The sequence below is a fragment of the Bacillus sp. C-3-6 genome, from assembly GCF_054509685.1.
This window is the reverse complement of the sequence record NZ_CM137247.1, coordinates 2934792-2951919: the sequence shown is the minus strand read 5'-3', so window position 1 is coordinate 2951919 and position 17128 is coordinate 2934792. Positions and strand designations below refer to the sequence as shown.

14 protein-coding genes and 1 pseudogene are annotated in these 17128 nt (G+C 36.0%); 11 read left to right on the top strand and 4 right to left on the bottom strand.

Annotated features, from left to right (window positions below; translation table 11 throughout):
• The first annotated feature begins 109 nt into the window (after nt 1-109).
• The 3 genes from ACW0JX_RS15205 (at nt 110) to ACW0JX_RS15195 (ending at nt 3627) form a co-directional block, all read left to right on the top strand.
• Nucleotides 110-1267, top strand: coding sequence for a serine hydrolase domain-containing protein (locus tag ACW0JX_RS15205; RefSeq protein ID WP_071731978.1), 1158 nt, complete (start codon nt 110-112; stop codon nt 1265-1267).
• Nucleotides 1268-2023: 756 nt separating this feature from the next.
• Nucleotides 2024-3289, top strand: coding sequence for a Y-family DNA polymerase (locus ACW0JX_RS15200; protein WP_459244875.1), 1266 nt, complete (start codon nt 2024-2026; stop codon nt 3287-3289).
• Nucleotides 3286-3627 (top strand): YolD-like family protein, encoded by a 342-nt coding sequence (locus ACW0JX_RS15195; protein WP_078400233.1) that lies wholly within the window; start codon nt 3286-3288, stop codon nt 3625-3627. The genes ACW0JX_RS15200 and ACW0JX_RS15195 overlap by 4 nt, the downstream gene beginning before the upstream one ends.
• A gap of 78 nt (nt 3628-3705) precedes the next feature.
• On the opposite strand, the gene ACW0JX_RS15190 is transcribed toward ACW0JX_RS15195, so the two are convergent.
• Nucleotides 3706-4839: a zinc-dependent alcohol dehydrogenase gene (locus ACW0JX_RS15190; protein ID WP_071731980.1), complete on the bottom strand. Its 1134-nt coding sequence runs from the start codon at nt 4837-4839 to the stop codon at nt 3706-3708.
• A gap of 265 nt (nt 4840-5104) precedes the next feature.
• On the opposite strand from ACW0JX_RS15190, the gene sasP reads away from it, so the two are divergent.
• Nucleotides 5105-5317 carry a small acid-soluble spore protein, SasP family gene (gene sasP, locus ACW0JX_RS15185; RefSeq protein WP_000002841.1) on the top strand — a complete coding sequence of 71 codons (213 nt, stop codon included), beginning with the start codon at nt 5105-5107 and terminating at the stop codon, nt 5315-5317.
• Nucleotides 5318-5669: 352 nt separating this feature from the next.
• Here sasP and ACW0JX_RS15180 read toward each other — a convergent pair.
• Nucleotides 5670-5975: pseudogene (locus tag ACW0JX_RS15180) on the bottom strand (MBL fold metallo-hydrolase); the annotation flags it as partial.
• A gap of 352 nt (nt 5976-6327) precedes the next feature.
• Between ACW0JX_RS15180 and ppsA the strand changes: the two are divergent.
• Nucleotides 6328-8934 carry a phosphoenolpyruvate synthase gene (gene ppsA / locus ACW0JX_RS15175; protein ID WP_459244874.1) on the top strand — a complete coding sequence of 869 codons (2607 nt, stop codon included), beginning with the start codon at nt 6328-6330 and terminating at the stop codon, nt 8932-8934.
• 294 nt (nt 8935-9228) lie between these two features.
• Nucleotides 9229-11616 carry an immune inhibitor A domain-containing protein gene (locus tag ACW0JX_RS15170; RefSeq protein WP_459244873.1) on the top strand — a complete coding sequence of 796 codons (2388 nt, stop codon included), beginning with the start codon at nt 9229-9231 and terminating at the stop codon, nt 11614-11616.
• 103 nt (nt 11617-11719) lie between these two features.
• Here the strand turns inward: ACW0JX_RS15170 and ACW0JX_RS15165 are convergent, their stop codons facing one another.
• On the bottom strand, nt 11720-12337 hold the full coding sequence (locus ACW0JX_RS15165) for a TetR/AcrR family transcriptional regulator (RefSeq protein ID WP_001205675.1): 618 nt from the start codon (nt 12335-12337) through the stop codon (nt 11720-11722).
• Between the two features lie 171 nt (nt 12338-12508).
• Between ACW0JX_RS15165 and ACW0JX_RS15160 the strand changes: the two genes are divergently transcribed.
• Nucleotides 12509-13714: a YhgE/Pip domain-containing protein gene (locus ACW0JX_RS15160; protein WP_459244872.1), complete on the top strand. Its 1206-nt coding sequence runs from the start codon at nt 12509-12511 to the stop codon at nt 13712-13714.
• Nucleotides 13715-13759: 45 nt separating this feature from the next.
• Here the strand turns inward: ACW0JX_RS15160 and ACW0JX_RS15155 are convergent, their stop codons facing one another.
• Nucleotides 13760-14266 (bottom strand): GNAT family N-acetyltransferase, encoded by a 507-nt coding sequence (locus ACW0JX_RS15155; RefSeq protein WP_459244871.1) that lies wholly within the window; start codon nt 14264-14266, stop codon nt 13760-13762.
• Between the two features lie 309 nt (nt 14267-14575).
• Here ACW0JX_RS15155 and ACW0JX_RS15150 point away from each other — a divergent pair, with 309 nt between their 5' ends.
• The 4 genes from ACW0JX_RS15150 to ACW0JX_RS15135 all read left to right on the top strand — a co-directional run bounded on the left by ACW0JX_RS15150 (nt 14576) and on the right by ACW0JX_RS15135 (nt 17112).
• Nucleotides 14576-15010 (top strand): ferritin-like domain-containing protein, encoded by a 435-nt coding sequence (locus ACW0JX_RS15150; RefSeq protein ID WP_000282830.1) that lies wholly within the window; start codon nt 14576-14578, stop codon nt 15008-15010.
• 216 nt (nt 15011-15226) lie between these two features.
• A complete protein-coding gene (locus ACW0JX_RS15145; protein ID WP_098127579.1) occupies nt 15227-15694 on the top strand; it encodes a DUF2691 family protein in 468 nt (155 codons plus the stop codon).
• 23 nt (nt 15695-15717) lie between these two features.
• Nucleotides 15718-16233: a GNAT family N-acetyltransferase gene (locus ACW0JX_RS15140; RefSeq protein WP_459244870.1), complete on the top strand. Its 516-nt coding sequence runs from the start codon at nt 15718-15720 to the stop codon at nt 16231-16233.
• On the top strand, nt 16234-17112 hold the full coding sequence (locus tag ACW0JX_RS15135; protein WP_459244869.1) for an aminoglycoside phosphotransferase family protein: 879 nt from the start codon (nt 16234-16236) through the stop codon (nt 17110-17112).
• Nucleotides 17113-17128: the final 16 nt, after the last annotated feature.

Sequence of the window (17128 nt, the reverse complement as noted above, 5' to 3'; positions counted from 1 at the left end):
CAAATGCATTGTTGCCTTTTCATCATTTGGAGAATGGATAGCTGTGTGGTTCGTATATGACACTTCTATCAACTATCTATACAATTTTAATAGAAGAGAGGAATTCTTTATGAAAACACGCAGTAAAATTACATGTGCAAGTCTAGCACTTTTAATAGGTGGAAGTTCCCTGTTATACATAACACCAACATCAGTTGTAAAAGCAGAACCTACGCAAAATGTATCTAGTTCGTTACAAACAAGTACGCAAAGCGATCGTACTTCCGTTAAGAAAGCAATACGAGATGAACTGCAACTTGGATACCCGGGAATACTCGCTCAAATTTCTAAGGGTGGTAAAACTTGGAGTTATACCGCTGGGATAGCGGATCTGAGAACTAAGAAACCAATGAAAGCAGATTTTCGCTTTCGCATTGGCAGTGTGACGAAAACGTTCATTGCAACAGTTCTACTTCAATTATCTGGAGAGAACCGTTTGAATCTAGACGACTCCATTGAAAAATGGTTACCTGGCGTTATTCAAGGAAACGGATATGATGGTAACCAGATTACTATCCGTCAAATATTGAATCATACAAGTGGTATTGCTGATTATATAAATTCAAAAGACTTCGATATTATGGATACAAAAAAATCGTATACGGCTGAAGAATTCGTCAAAATGGGGATTTCTCTTCCCCCAGATTTTGCACCAGGAAAGGGTTGGTCTTATTCAAACACAGGTTACGTATTACTGGGGATTCTTATTGAAAAAGTAACTGGCAACAGTTATGCGGAAGAGGTTGAAAACCGAATTATTGAACCGCTTGATTTGTCAAATACATTTCTACCTGGTAATTCAAGTGTGATTCCAGGCACCAAGCATGCCCGTGGCTATTTGCAACTAGACGGAGCGAGTGAGCTAAAAGACGTTACTTATATTAACCCAGGTAGCTCGGATGGAGATATGATTTCTACTGCTGACGATTTAAACAAATTCTTCTCTTACTTACTAGGTGGTAAATTACTGAAGGAACAGCAGTTAAAACAAATGCTTACTACAGTTCCTACAAATAGAGAGGGAACCGGATATGGTCTTGGAATCCTTGAAATTAAGCTTCCGAATGGTGTCTCGGTATGGGGACACAGAGGTGGCGTTCTAGGGTTTTCCACTTTTGCTGGTGGAACACTTGGAGGCAAACATACATTGGCCGTCAATTCGAACAGTTTTAAGATTAATAATCCAGAGTCTTTTAAAAACGTTTTAATTGCTGAATTTAGCAAGTAGGCAAAAAGGAAAACTGGATACATTTATCATTTGTAATTTTAATCGGAATAGATTACCGATTAAAATTAGTATAGAGGGAATTAAGTATCTAGAAACAATCAATCCGATAATGAGAGATGGCTAAGTAAAAGGATTGGTTTATATATTGTATTCTCTCCAGCCGATTAAAGAAGTAACAGATATAATGAGTGATTATTATGTATATATTATTGTAGTCGTGTTTGTATCGTCACTGATTATAAATTTGTATAAGGTGCGAAGTCTAATTTAAGACTTCGCACCTTTGCTGTTTAACAGCTTTTATTACTAAGCTATTAATAATAGCAAAAAGGAGAATGTAACTAGTTATGCAGATGAATCTTGGCACAGGTGCTATAGGAGATTTTGCTGAAAATAAATTTAGAAGAATATATGAATTAGAGACATGAAAGCTGAAATGAATTTTAGTATTTTTTATGTTCATCAGTTACTTGAAATTCTAGCTGTTTTGTATACAGAGTTTTTCCAACCGTGATTGATAGCGCGTAAATATCATTCTTAATTATATGTAGTATGCATTGAGTGAGATTTTTTAGAACTAAATACAGTGTCATCTCCTAATGGTGAAAACAGTATTTGAATATTGTAGGGCTCTTAAGTGTTTTTAGATTTTTAAAGCCCGGTCATTTTAACCAAAATTTTCATAGAAATACCTTTTAAAAGAACGTAAGTTCGTATATAATAAGAACAAACGTTCTTCCGTTAGGAGTGATAACCTTGTATGATTATTCTCTTTTACCGAATCGTATTATTCTTTGTGTAGACCTTCGTAGCTTTTATGCAAGCGTATCATGTATTAAAAAAGGACTTGATCCAAGATATACAAAATTGGCTGTCGTAGGGGATGTGAATCAGAGCGGATCAATTGTATTAGCAGCAACACCGCCATTAAAAGCGTTAGGAATAAAGAAGATGACTCGTTTTTACGAAATACCGAAGCGACCAGATATTATTATTGTGAATCCAATTATGCATACGTATATGAAGTGTTCAACTTTCATAACGGGTTTGGCTTTGCAATATGTCGCACCGGAAGATTTTCATCAATATAGTATCGATGAATTTTTTATGGATATGACTGCAAGTATTCATTTGTTTGCCAGTAATCCGCGCGAATTCGCATTAAAGTTTAAGCGAGAAATATATGAACGTACAAGGATTGAAAGTACGATTGGTATTGGGCCGAATTTATTATTAAGTAAAGTAGCGATGGATGTGGAAGCGAAAAAGAATAGGGATGGAATAGCGCAGTGGACGTATGACGATATACCCGAGAAGTTATGGAGTATTAGACCGCTCAGTAAATTTTGGGGTATATCGTATAAAACAGAAATGAAATTGAATCGAAAAGGTATACATACCATTGGAGAATTAGCTCAGTATCCTTTGAAATATTTAAAGCAATCATTCGGTGTAATAGGAGAAGAATTACATCTACATAGTAACGGAATTGATTTTAGTAGAATAGCAGAAAAATATGTTCCAGCGACAACATCTATAGCGAAAAGCCAAATATTATTGCGTGATTATTCGGTAGAAGAGTTCATAGTTATTTTATTAGAGCATATAGAAGAAGTTTGTTATAGATTGAGACGAGAAAAGAAATGCGCGCAAACAATTCATTTTTCAGTTGGATATAGCAAGGAATACGGTAGGGGAATAAAAAAGGCACATACGTTAAATAGAGCAACAAACTTAACGATGGATATTTATAATGTTTGTACATATTTTTTATATGAGCGCCATACAGGAGAGCCGATTCGATCAGTAAGTGTTTCATTAACAAACCTTATTAATGAAGGGGAAGAGCAAATTTCGCTTTTCGATAACATTATACAAAGAGAAAAAGAAATACGATTAACGAAAGTTATGGACGAAATTCGAACACGATTTGGTAAGAACAGTATTTTACGTGGGATTTCTTACACAAGCGTCGCAACAGCAAGATATAGAAACACATTATTAGGAGGGCACAAATCGTGAAGAATGCTAATATGCCAAAAGGAAGAGGTATGGTAAAGTGGCAGCCGTTTGCCAGTATGCCGGAGCAGTTCGCAGTTATTAAAGAAATGATAAAGGAGCAAACGAAAGCCTCGCGTCCAATTGTAACACAAGATGCAAAAGAAATGATTGAAAATAAGCTATTAACTTCATTTTTAGGTGAGGAAGAGGTTTTACTTACATATTATAAAGATGGTTATTTATATAAAAATTACATAACAGTAGTGGATATTAATCCATTAATGGAGACGATTACTTGTACCGATGCTTTTCATAATCAAAGAATGTTAAAGTTTGGCGATGTAATTGAGGTTGATTAGAATACTTTTCTATGCAGTAGGTTTATTTTTAGCAGTCTACTGCATAGAAAAATAAAAGGTTCAGTCACATAACAATTTTCAAGGTTTTAAAATAACTTTAATACAATCATCTTCACGATTATTAAAAATCTGATAACCATAGCTCGCTTCTTCAAGGGGAATTTTGTGTGTAATAATCTCTTTTGGATCAAATTCTTTATTTGTTATTTTTTCAAATAGTTCCGGCATAAAATGAATGACAGGTGCTTGTCCCATTTTAAGATTAATATTTCTAACCCAAAATGCCCCGAGTGGAAAGGCGTTATAATTGCCACCATAAACGCCGGTCATTTGAACCGTTCCATATTTTCTTACGGCTTTCGTAGCGATTTGAATAGGACCGAGAGTTCCACCTTGTAATTTTAATTTTTGTTCCAGAAATTCTAGAGGCGATTTTTTTCCATCCATCCCCACACAATCAATAACTACATCAGCACCGCCATGTGTAATTTCCTTTAAATGTTCTCCCATATCGGGGAATTTTGTAAACTCAAATACCTCAACATTGTTAATCTTTTTTGCATAATTCATCCGATAATCTAAGTAATCCACTGCAATTACACGTTTAGCACCTTGCATCCAAGCGAATTTTTGTGTCATTAATCCAACAGGTCCACAACCAAGGACGATAACAGTATCACCTGGCTTAACGCCTGCGTTTATTACACTCCAATAGGCTGTTGGTAAAACATCTGATAAAAATAGTAGGGATTCATCTTCAAGTTCGCATGATTCCGGTATAACAAATGGAGTGAAATTACCAAATGGAACTTTTAAATATTCTGCTTGTCCTCCTGGATGATTACCAAATTTCTCTGTATAACCAAAGTATCCACCAGAATCGTAATGAGGGTTTGAGTTATCACATTGACTTTCCATTTCATGTTGGCAATAGAAACAATGTCCACAAGAAACGTTGAAGGGGATGACAACACGATCGCCTTTTTTCACTCTAGTGACATCTGGCCCGACTTCTTCAACGATTCCCATTGGTTCATGGCCGATAATGTATCCTTGAGGTAAGGGCATGTTGCCTTGATATAAATGTAAATCAGAACCACAAATAGCGGTTGAAGTAATTCTTACAATAATATCATCTTTTTTTTCTAATTTTGCATCATCCACTTGTTTAACCTGTACTTGGTTTGGTCCTTGATAGGTTACAGCTTTCATCTCATATCTCCTTTTGAATTATGTCTCAAAACATAATTTTATTTAATCTCTTGGTGAAATAGAAATCTTTCTTTTATTTACTGAAGGGAATTAGAAAGTATACATAGTGTTGTTATGAAAGTATGTTATATCAGTTATTCTTTCTTATATGTTTTGCCCTACTTTAAGAAAAAAATCAATTTTTATCCATAATACAATTACCATAAAAAGGATAATTGTTTTTTCATAATTTGTAGCATATTAACAACATCGGAGGTGAAACAATATGGCAAACAATAATAGTGGAAGTCGTAATGAATTATTAGTTCGAGGCGCTGAACAAGCTCTTGATCAAATGAAATATGAAATTGCACAAGAGTTTGGTGTACAACTTGGTGCAGATACAACAGCTCGTTCAAACGGATCTGTTGGTGGTGAAATTACAAAACGTTTAGTAGCAATGGCAGAACAACAACTTGGTGGTAGAGCTAACCGCTAAGTAAATTGGCATAAAATATAGCAAATATGTAAATCAATTTCTTTTGTGTATTCATAAAAATAAAAGCCCTTATATTAAACAGATCCTCACTCAAAGATTATTGATAATCTTCTTTCATAATCTTTGAGTCTTTTATTTGTAAACTACTTTCCTAAACAATAAACACGCAGTGTTGGAAAGGTGTTTTCCATGTATAGTAGAAAATCTTTTGCAGGAAAAAGCATACTTAAAAATTTGATTTCAATATTGAAATCAATATTTATTATGATATTTTCGAAAGGTAGGAATTTAAAAATGGGTATATTAAGTGGAAATCCTCACAATGAACCTTTACATTACGGAGAAGTGTTTGATACTTGATGAGTTCAATTATTCCCCCAACATGATCAAAATGGCCGTGAGTTAAAATAATTGCTTTTGGGCGACTAGTGGTACCAAATCGATCTTTAGCGATAGAGATAATTTCAGCTGCACATTTAGGTATTCCAGCATCAACTAAAACAAATTCATTGGTCTCAGGATTTCCAACAAAGCATATATTGACGATTTGAATCGTGTAACAAAATAAGTCTGGTAATACTTCGATGCCGTGACCACTTTCAATTGAAGTTGCTGGAATAAACTTGTAATCATTTCCATAATCCATTTCATTGTCCAATTTTTCTCCACCTTAATATATTTTAATACGACATTATAGTTCCCTAATCTTGAAAATTCATTTTGGCGAATTTATGGCTTAATAAAAGGTATATAAGGATATTAAAATGTGGGTTTATATAAAAAATACATAACAAAGGTCGATAGAAATCCATTATGTCTAATGATTGCTTTTCATAATCAAAGAATGTTTAAGTTTGGTGATGTAATTGAAGTGAATTAGAGAGGGAAATAGGAGTGATGATCTCTTCCTAACTTAATTATATCATGTAATTTACGTTCGAAATAGACTGTTTCTTCTCATTTACTACTGTTACAATCAAGAGCACATGAATAGTAAGGAGAGGTGCCAAATGAGTTCTTTCGTCCTCGATTTTCAGGAAATAGAAAAAATGCAGCTTTTTCTCGTTGGTGGAAAAGGATTGAATTTAGGGGAGTTATCCAATATTCAAGGGATACAAGTGCCAGAAGGATTTTGTGTTACAACGGTAGGGTATGAACAGGCCATCGGAAAAAAGGGAGCGTTTCAAACTTTATTGAATCAATTAGCAATGCTAAAAATTGAGGAACGAGATCAAATTGGTGAAATTAGTAAGAAGATTAGAGAAGTCATTATGGCGGTGGAAATTCCAGTTGATGTAGTGGAATCAGTAGCTCATTATCTCTCGCACTTTGGCGATGAACATGCATATGCAGTGCGTTCGAGTGCTACTGCTGAAGATTTACCGTATGCCTCGTTTGCTGGTCAACAAGATACGTATTTAAATGTTATTGGAAAAGAAAACATTTTGCAGCATATTAAAAAATGCTGGGCTTCTTTATTTACAGATCGAGCGGTTATATACCGAATGCAAAATGGTTTTGATCATAATCAAGTTTCTATATGTGTTGTCGTTCAAAAAATGGTTTTCCCTGAGGTTTCAGGGATTTTATTTACTGCGGATCCGATTACTTCGAATAGGAAGGTGTTATCAATCGATGCCAGCTTTGGACTTGGCGAGGCGCTAGTATCTGGATTGGTTTCTGCCGATAATTATAAGGTAAAAGAAGACGAAATCGTCGAAAAGGTCATCGCAACGAAAAAATTAGCTATCTATGGACGAAAAGAAGGCGGAACAGAGACAAAGAAAATTTCTCCTAATCAGCAAAAAGTTCAAACACTTACTGAACAACAAATTTTACAACTAGCACGCATCGGAAGACAAATCGAAGCTTATTTTGGTTGTCCACAAGATATTGAATGGTGCTTAGTTGATGATACATTTTATATAGTCCAAAGTAGGCCGATTACGACTTTATATCCAATTCCAGAAGTAAATGATGGGGAAAATCACGTGTATGTATCGGTTGGTCACCAGCAAATGATGACGGATGCGATGAAACCATTAGGTTTATCTTTTTTCCTGTTAACGACTAGTGCACCTATGTGTAAAGCTGGAGGAAGACTATTTGTTGATGCTACGCAAAGACTAGCTTCACCTGCTAGCAGAGATTACTTAATAAACACTTTAGGTAAATCGGATCCGCTCATACGAGATGCATTAACGACTGTAATTGAGCGAGAGAATTTTATTAAATTGTTATCGGATGATGAAAAAGAAAAGAATCTTAGTAAAAATGTGCCACCTGCAAGTTCGCAACAACAACCTGAAAATGATCCGGAAATCGTTACGAATTTAATAAAGAATAGTCAATCATCAATAGAAGAGTTAAAACGAAACATGCAAACGAAATCAGGGGTGGATGTACTTGATTTTATTTTAGAAGACATTCAGCAATTAAAGAAAGTATTATTTAACTCGCAAAGTATAGCTATTATTATGGCAGGTATGAATGCTTCATCATGGATTAATGAAAAGATGGAACAATGGCTAGGGGAAAAGAATGCAGCAGATGTACTTTCACAATCTGTACAACATAATATTACGTCAGAAATGGGGCTAGCTTTATTGGATGTGGCAGATGTGATCCGGCCGTATCCGGAAGTCATTATGTATTTACAGCATGTAGAAGATGACAGCTTTTTAGATGAATTAATTCAGTTTAAAGGCGGGAAAAAAGTTCGGGATGCAATCGATGCCTTTCTAAATAAATATGGAATGAGATGCAGCGGAGAAATCGACATTACGAAAACTCGCTGGAGTGAACAGCCAGCTACAATTATACCGATGATTTTAAATCATATAAGGGACTTTGAATATGGTGCTAGTAAACGGAAGTTTGAAGAAGGGCTGCAGGAAGCTTTGAAAAAAGAAGCAGAGCTGTTAGAGCGATTGCAGCACTTGCCGGATGGGGAACAAAAAGTAGAAGAGACGAAGAGAATGATTTGTAACCTCCGCAATTCCATCGGTTATCGTGAATATCCGAAATACGGCATGATTCATCGTTATTTCATATATAAGCAGGCATTACTGAAAGAAGCAGAGAAACTTGAGCAAAATAATGTTCTGGATGAAATAGAAGATATATACTATCTAACTTTTGAAGAACTTTACGAAGTCGTCCGCACAAATAAACTAGATTACAAGATTATTCATAAACAAAAAAATGAGTACAAATTATATGGAAAACTAACACCCCCGCGTGTTATCACGTCTGATGGAGAAATCATTACAGGTAAGTACAAACGTGAAAATCTCCCGGCTGAAGCAATTGTAGGTTTGCCTGTTTCTTCTGGAGTGGTTGAGGGGAGAGCACGCGTTATTTTAAATATGGAAGACGCGAATTTGGAAGATGGAGATATATTAGTTACGGCATTTACTGATCCTGGCTGGACCCCGTTGTTTGTTTCTATAAAAGGGTTAGTCACTGAAGTCGGCGGGCTTATGACGCACGGAGCAGTGATTGCACGTGAGTATGGCCTGCCAGCAGTTGTTGGAGTAGAGAACGCTACGAAACTAATAAAAGATGGGCAACGAATTCGGGTACATGGAACAGAAGGATATATTGAAGTGCTATAGTTGTATTTTAGATAAATAAAGAAATCGTCCACTAAATATAGTGGACGATTTCTTTATGATTTTAATTGAAACGGAAGAATGAAATAAAAAGGAGCATATGATATACAGAGATTTTAATAGTTTTATCAACTTTCATCAATATTTTCTGAAATATTGATGAATCAGAATGTATGTTCATCTAAAACAAAGGAATTTTTCAAAAATATTACAAATTCAGACAATGCATTGATAATTATCTGAATTTTCCGTAATATATAAACGTTGTATCGTATTTAATATTGGGGAGGAATAGGGATGAAGAAAAAGCCTTTTAAAGTGCTGTCTACGCTTGCGGCGGCAGCTGTGCTTAGTTGCACATTTGGGTATGGGGGTCAATCTGTTTATGCGGCAACGTCGTCTAATGGAGGAACTTTAAGTCCGATTGATGAAAATTTAATTCAAGAGGAGCGTTTAGCAGATGCGCTCAAGAAACGCGGTGTAATTAGTGAATCTACGTCGAAAGAAGACACATTAAAAGCTGTTGAAAAATACGTAGAGAAGAAAAAAGGAGAAAATGCGGGAAAAGAACCCGCAACGGGGGATAGTGTTACGAGAGAAGCTGCTGACTTTTTGAAAAAAGTTAAAGATGCAAAAGCAGATGAGAAAGAAAAAGCAGATCAACCTGCTAGTGGTCCAGTAGCGGGACAAGAGCCGATTAAAGGGGGATTAAACGGCAAAGTACCAACTACTTCAGCGAAGCAAAAACAATATAACGGTGATGTTCGTAAAGATAAAGTTCTCGTATTGCTAGTAGAGTTTGCTGACTTTAAGCATAACAATATTGATCAAGTACCAGGTTATATGTATTCAAATGATTTTAATCCAGAACATTATCAAAAAATGTTATTTGGTAATGAGCCATTTACACTCTTTGACGGTTCAAAAGTACCAACATTTAAACAATATTATGAAGAGCAATCTGGTGGTAGTTATACAGTAGATGGCACAGTAACAAAGTGGTTGACAGTTCCTGGTAATGCGGCAGATTATGGCGCAGATGCAGGAGATGGCGGTCATGATAATCTGGGACCGAAAGGACCTCGTGATTTTGTAAAAGAGGCATTAAATGCGGCTGTAGAAAGCGGTATTGATTTATCTGAATTTGACGAATACGATCAATATGACAATAATGGTAATGGCAATAAAAATGAACCAGATGGTCTAATCGATCACTTAATGGTCATTCACGCTGGAGTTGGGCAAGATGGGGGCGGTGGTAGACTAGGTGATGATGCAATTTGGTCACATCGTTGGCACCTTGGAACACCATATCCAATTGAAGGAACAAAAGCAAAAGTTGATAACTGGGGCGGTAAGATGGCAGCATACGACTACACAATTGAGCCAGAAGACGGAGCAGTTGGTGTATTCGCACATGAATTTGGTCATGATTTAGGTCTTCCAGATGAGTATGATACGAAGTACACAGGAGCAGGTGAGCCAATTAACTCCTGGTCTGTTATGAGTGGCGGTAGCTGGGCTGGTAAGATTGCAGGAACAACGCCACCGAGTTTCTCTCCGCAAAACAAAGAGTTCTTTCAAAAGAACATAGGTGGAAACTGGGCCAATATTGTAGAGGTTGACTATAATAAATTAAATCGTGGTATTGGCTATGCGACGTATTTAGATCAAAGTGTAACGAAATCAAATCGTCCTGGACTGATTCGCGTTAACTTACCAGATAAAGAGGTGAAAGGTATTCAGCCTGCATTCGGTAAGAAGTACTACTATAGTACAAAAGGTGATAACCTTCATACAACATTAGAAACGCCAGTGTTTGATTTAACAAATGCAACAAACGCGAAGTTTGATTACAAATCAATGTATGAAATCGAAACGGATTATGACTTCCTTGAAGTACATGCAGTGAAAGAAGATGGCACGAAAACGTTAGTGGATCGAATTGGTGAAAAGAATGTGAAAAATGGTCTAGACACAACAGATGGTAAATGGGTAGATAAGTCTTATGATTTAAGCAAATTCAAAGGTCAAAAAGTAAAATTAGTATTCGAATACATTACAGATGGTGGTTTAGCGCCGACCGGTTTTACTTTTGATAATGCTACATTAACTGTAGATGGAAATGTTGTGTTCTCTGATGATGCAGAAGGCGAAACGAAATTTAAATTAAATGGTTTCGTTGTAGCAGACGGTTTTGATAAGAAAAAGCATAACTACTATTTAGAGTGGAGAAACTATGCTGGTGCTGATCAAGCGTTAAAATATAGCAATGGTGTACCGTATAATACAGGTCTTCTAGTATGGTATGCAGACTCTAGCTTTACAGATAATTGGGTTGGTTTACATCCAGGTGAAGGTTTCTTAGGAGTTGTTGACTCTCACCCAGAGGCAATTGTTGGAACTCTAAACGGAAAACCAACTGTTAAAAATAGTACACGATTCCAAATCGCAGATGCTGCGTTCTCCCTTAACCAAACGCCAGCATGGAAAGTCGTATCTCCAACACGCGGAACATATGATTACAAAGGATTACCAGGTGTAACGAAGTTTGATGACTCTAAATTGTATATAAATGATTTAATCCCAGATGCAGGACGTAAATTACCGAAATTTGGATTGAAATTTGAAGTAGTTGGAAAAGCAGATGATAATTCTGCAGGTGCAGTTCGTTTATATCGTTAATAATGTAGAAGCTGTTGAAGGGGAGTCCTTTCAACAGCTTTTTTTACAGAAACATAAATTTCAAGTTATTAATAAAATGATAGAAATCACTAAGCAAGCGGGCTTATTTCTTTAAGCCAGCTGCATAAAAAGGTCCATGAACTGCGATTATTGATAAAATATGGGCAATTTCCCCAGGTGATTCTTTTTGCCCGCTATTTAACCATTGCTGGATGACACCTATATGTGCAGATGCCATATAAGAAGCTAAGTATTGGCTTGGAACAAGTAAACTCTCCTTATTAATGAGAGGACCGTTCGTATCTTCAAATAATGTTTTCCACATAAACTCTTTCAGTTTTGTTTGGAATGATAAATCTCCTTTTGGGCTAAGTACAGCTTTTATAAAACCACTATTTTCATTTAGAAATTCAAGAATAGAAGTGATAAGTAGAAACGGCATTGTTGGGGAAGGATTTGATCCAAGATCCGCAATCACTTCTGGAAATTTTTTTTTTGCAATGCTAGACATCTCATGCATAATTTCTTCTTGGCATTTTGTCATTAAATCAAATTTATCTTGATAGTGCGCATAGAAAGTACCTCGATTAATGTTTGCTTTCGTTGTAATATCTTTCACTGTAATGGCGTCAAAACCCTTTTCTTCAATTAGCTCCACCAATGCATTTCGTATGGCAGTTTTCGTACGAATGACGCGTAAATCTAAATTACTATCGCGCAAGGCATGTCCCTCCTTTATTTTTTCAACACATTTAGAAAATGTGTCTTATAACCGACACATTCGAGATTTTTGATTATTGAATAAGGCTTAACTCAAACATATAATTCAAAATATAAATAAACAACACGTTGTCCGCTTATTGTAACTGAAGTTAAAGGAGGAGAAAAGAGAATGTTGAAAAACAAACTGTTATTTTTATCACCAGTTATTGCACTACTTATTGTTTTTATTTTTTCATTAACATTATTCCCGACAGTTCAACCTCAGCCGAAAAACCTGCCAATTGCAATTGTAAATGAGGATCAAGGTGTAGAAATTCCAAATCAATCGAAAATGAATATGGGGCAAACAATTGTTGATATGGTGAAAAAATCATCGAAATCAGATGAAGAACCTGCGGTAAAGTGGGTAGAAGTGAAAAATAAGGAAGCAGTTCAAAAAGGGTTAAATAATAAAGAGTATTATGCAGCGTTAGTCATTCCGAAAGAATTTAGCGCAAAACAAGCATCGTTACGAACGCCACAGCCATCTTCACCTGAGATAGAAATATATATTAATCAGGGAATGAATACGGCTGCATCAACTATGGCAGGACAAATATTAAATGGCGTGGTTGATAATATGAACAATAATGTTCGTACGCAAATATTAGAAGGGTTGAAAGCAAAAGGAGCTACTGTAACAACAGATCAAGCTGAGAAATTAGTAACACCTATTGTAAAGAACGTGAAAAATGTGAATGAGGTCGGCAAAAATAGTGCGAACGGTAATTCACCAATATCATTGTTCCAGCCGTTATGGATTGCAAGTTTAGCGAGCGCAGCGATTATTTTTATTGCGATTAGTAAAATACCGGTAAGTTCACGAAAAGAAAACTTTATATTGAAAGTAAAACAAATCGTAACAGGAGCTATTGCGGCACTTGTAATTGGATTTGGTCTTACATGGATTGCAGATGGGATGGTAGGATTAAATATTTCGAACTTCACGGATACAGCTCTATTCTTATCCATTACTTCTTTTAGTTTCTTCTTAATGATATCTGCGGTACTTTCATTAGTTGGGCTAAAAGGAATCGGTTTATTCGCTTTATTACTATTCTTCGGGGCACCGTTATTATCATTAGCACCTGAGATGTTGTCTCCGTTTTATCAAGACTGGGTTTACTCATGGTTACCAATGAAATTTATGATTGAAGGCCTAAGAGAAATCTTCTTCTTCGGAAAAGGGTTAAGCTGGAATACAGCTGTTACTGTACTCGTTTGGATTGGTATAGTAAGTATGGTTACTATATTAGCAACTGCATTCAAACGTAGTGTAGTAAAAGGACATAAAACAGAATTGAACGGCTTTTTTGTGATGAAATCTAAAAGCTGAAGAATGAGTATCTGCTGTTGTCGCCTTAGAATTAAGTCGGAATCTCTAAAGATCGCGTACGTTCCAAACAATTTCACCACGTTCGTCATCCCACGTACTGTGATGCCGCTTAAATCCTATCTTTTCTAGTACCCGGAGGGAAGCGATATTCCAAGCGCCTACAGTCGACCAAAGTCTTTGGCGTCCAGTAGCAATCGCCGCGTCCAGCACAACAGATGCCGCCTCAGTCGCATAACCTTTACCATGAGCGCTGCGGAACAACTCGTATGTAATCTCTGGCTCTTCAAGTGTGGAACGTCCAATAATTAAGCCACAGTATCCGATGAAATCACCTTCATTGCGCCTTCGAATAGTGAGAAGGGAAATGCCATTTTCCTCTGTCTTCTTGCGCATCTCAATGAGCCGGTTACGAACGGAATCAACGGCTGGAATGTCCACACCACGTTCGCCAATTAATTTGCTCAGCCAAACGGAATCGGATTCCTCCCACATACTAAGCTCAAGTCTTTCGGTTTTCAGCTGGAAGGCCATAGGTTTAAATAAAGATGGCATAGTGGTACCTCCTAGTTATATGATTGGATTCATAATAGCTTCGCATCTCAACACCACATCTGGTTGGAAACCTGATTCATTCGCGAATTTATAGCAACAGCGTACAAAAAAATAGTGATATTTTATCAGCTATTTGCCGTGTAGTAAAATCCCCACTGATTATAGTTTCACTTTATGAATAAGCAATTCCTTTACAAAATAGACCCTTTTCTCAAACTTTTCTTTCAATCTAAAGCCGTCCCGTTATATACACAGGCTCCTACTATTTCTAAATGCATAAAATGTTAAGCGAAAGTATGGGGGGATATGATGTATAATTCGAATTATTATGATTGGTATAGGCAGAATGATAAGTTAATTAGTGATATTGAAAAAGCTATAAATGGAGAGTATAGCGCTATAAGCTGCTATGCAAAATTAGCGAATATGGCTCCAAATCAAGTAGAACAAAAACAAATTCTTGAAATTCGTAATGATGAAATAAAGCATTTCCACAACTTTGTACAAATTTATACGAACTTAACTGGTAGGCAGCCAAAACCACAAATTACTGAAGACTGCCCAAATACGTATTTACAAGGATTAGAGTTCGCTATACAAGATGAACAAAAAACAGTAGATTTTTATTTGGAAATTTCAGATGAGACATCGGATGCACATTTGAAAGAGTTGTTACGGAGAATAGCTGCGGATGAACAAAATCATGCAGTATGGTTTTTATATTACTTCGTGAAGTCGAAGTGAGCATTAAGAATGAACGACTGATGTGGTGCATATATTAAAAAACATTTTAAAACGTAGCGCAACAATTGAATAAGATATGTAAATATAAGCAGAAGGAAACCGTTTCGCTAGTAGTGGAGCGGTTTTTTTATGATGTACATATGTATCTACAAAATATAGTAATTACATTTGATATATAATGTATGAAACGAAAATGAATAAGTTAGGAGCAAGCATATGAAAAGAGGGATTACAGTAGATATTCTAGATGGATATGATAATTTACTTTGGAAAGTGTTAAAGCCAATTGATATTACTGCATTTGATTGGCAATCCATGGGAAGGGAGGAAGCTTATATAATAGTAGGGAATGAATTAGGTCCAGAATTATTTTCAGAAGATAACGAGATCATGGCAGGTTCAGCTTTAAAAAAGCTAATAAAAGACAACATATATTATCTTTTATTTGTAGACTTAAAAGCATATCCAAAAGGGGAAGTACTAGGAGAAATTGAAACATATGAAGAATTTAAGGAGAGTAAGTGTGAAGTAGTCGTATTAGTAGCGGATGGTGATTACATACAAATTTATGTGAAAAACCAAGAAGAGATTGAAATGATGTATGAAAACGCACGGAATCAAGGATTGTATGTAGAATATATTACAGATGAAAATGATGGAAGGACTCGTATGTCAGTATGGTAGTAATGTGAAAGGGGAACAGCAATATGGAGAGAAATCTAAGTAAAGAATATACAATTCGAATTGCTACCGAAAATGAGAGTGATAGTATTAAAACTCTATTAAAAGAGGTAGCACAATGGCTACAATATAAAGAAGTGGATCAGTGGCAGTATCTTTTAGGAGAGGAAGCTACGGCTGAAATACTAGAATGTATAAGAGAGAAATATACATATGTTGTTCTGAAAGAAGATGAAATAGTTGGTACGGTTACAGTTTCTCCTAAACAAAATGAATGGGATGAACATATTTTTGGTAAAGAGGAAGTTTCTAATTCATTATATATTCATAGATTTGCGGTGAAACGGAAGTATAAGTGGAACGGAATTGGAGAATGGATTTTACAGTGGATAGAAGAGAATGTACAACATGACAAAGAGTATTTGAAGTTAGATTGCGTGGGGCATAATCGTACGTTGAATGATTTTTATAAGAAAAATGAGTTTGAATATGTTGGGAGTACGGATGGGCTTAGTAAGTTTCAAAAGAAAAGGAGAATGTGAATGCATCCAATTAACGTAAGTTTAGTTGAAAAGTTAATACAGGAACAGTTTCCTGAATGGGCCCATTTAGAAGTGAAACCTGTAAAGTTTAGTGGGCATGATAATAGGACGTTTCACTTAGGGGATGAGATGAGTGTAAGATTGCCAAGTGATGTGGCATATGCACCGCAAGTAGAGAAAGAAAATAGTTGGCTCCCTATATTAAGTAAGGGACTTTCTTTACCAATTTCTACACCAATTGCGAAAGGAAATCCGTCTGAAGCGTATCCATTGCCTTGGTCTATTAATAAGTGGATAGAGGGAGAAACAGTTACGAAACAAAACGTTCGTGATTTAAATGAATTTGCAGCGGACTTAGGATCTTTTTTAGTAAAATTGCAATCTATTAATGCGAGTAAAGGCCCTTTAGCTGGACCGCATAATTTTTACCGGGGCGGACTTATATCGGTATATGATGAAGAGGCGAGAGTTGCTATTGAAAATAATAAGGATGTTTTTGACGAGGCATTATTAAAGCACCTTTGGAATTTAGCACTTAGTTCAATATGGGACCGTAAGCCAGTTTGGATTCATGGAGATGTAGCACCGGGGAATTTACTCGTTAAAGATGGAAAACTTTGTGCTGTAATTGATTTTGGTATTTTAGGCGTAGGAGATCCTGCTTGTGATGCAGCGATGGCTTGGACGTTTTTTGATGAAAATAGTAGAAATGTATTTAAAGAAGTATTACGCATGGATGAAGAAACGTGGAATAGAGCGAGAGGATGGGCACTTTGGAAGGCGTTAATTACATATGACGCGAATAGGGATAGTAATGAGAAGGTGGCAGAAGAATCTTATCGTGTCATTCAAGTGATTGTGGATGATTATAAAGGGTAATAGAAAAGCCTATTTT

Coding starts and splice junctions, on each gene's coding strand:
- ACW0JX_RS15170 (WP_459244873.1), top strand. CDS start 9,229: ATGAAGAAAAAGCCTTTTAAAGTGCTGTCTACGCTTGCGGCGGCAGCT.
- ACW0JX_RS15155 (WP_459244871.1), bottom strand. CDS start 14,266: ATGCCATCTTTATTTAAACCTATGGCCTTCCAGCTGAAAACCGAAAGA.
- ACW0JX_RS15145 (WP_098127579.1), top strand. CDS start 15,227: ATGAAAAGAGGGATTACAGTAGATATTCTAGATGGATATGATAATTTA.
- ACW0JX_RS15150 (WP_000282830.1), top strand. CDS start 14,576: ATGTATAATTCGAATTATTATGATTGGTATAGGCAGAATGATAAGTTA.
- ACW0JX_RS15140 (WP_459244870.1), top strand. CDS start 15,718: ATGGAGAGAAATCTAAGTAAAGAATATACAATTCGAATTGCTACCGAA.
- ACW0JX_RS15205 (WP_071731978.1), top strand. CDS start 110: ATGAAAACACGCAGTAAAATTACATGTGCAAGTCTAGCACTTTTAATA.
- ACW0JX_RS15135 (WP_459244869.1), top strand. CDS start 16,234: ATGCATCCAATTAACGTAAGTTTAGTTGAAAAGTTAATACAGGAACAG.
- ACW0JX_RS15160 (WP_459244872.1), top strand. CDS start 12,509: ATGTTGAAAAACAAACTGTTATTTTTATCACCAGTTATTGCACTACTT.
- ppsA (WP_459244874.1), top strand. CDS start 6,328: ATGAGTTCTTTCGTCCTCGATTTTCAGGAAATAGAAAAAATGCAGCTT.
- sasP (WP_000002841.1), top strand. CDS start 5,105: ATGGCAAACAATAATAGTGGAAGTCGTAATGAATTATTAGTTCGAGGC.
- ACW0JX_RS15190 (WP_071731980.1), bottom strand. CDS start 4,839: ATGAAAGCTGTAACCTATCAAGGACCAAACCAAGTACAGGTTAAACAA.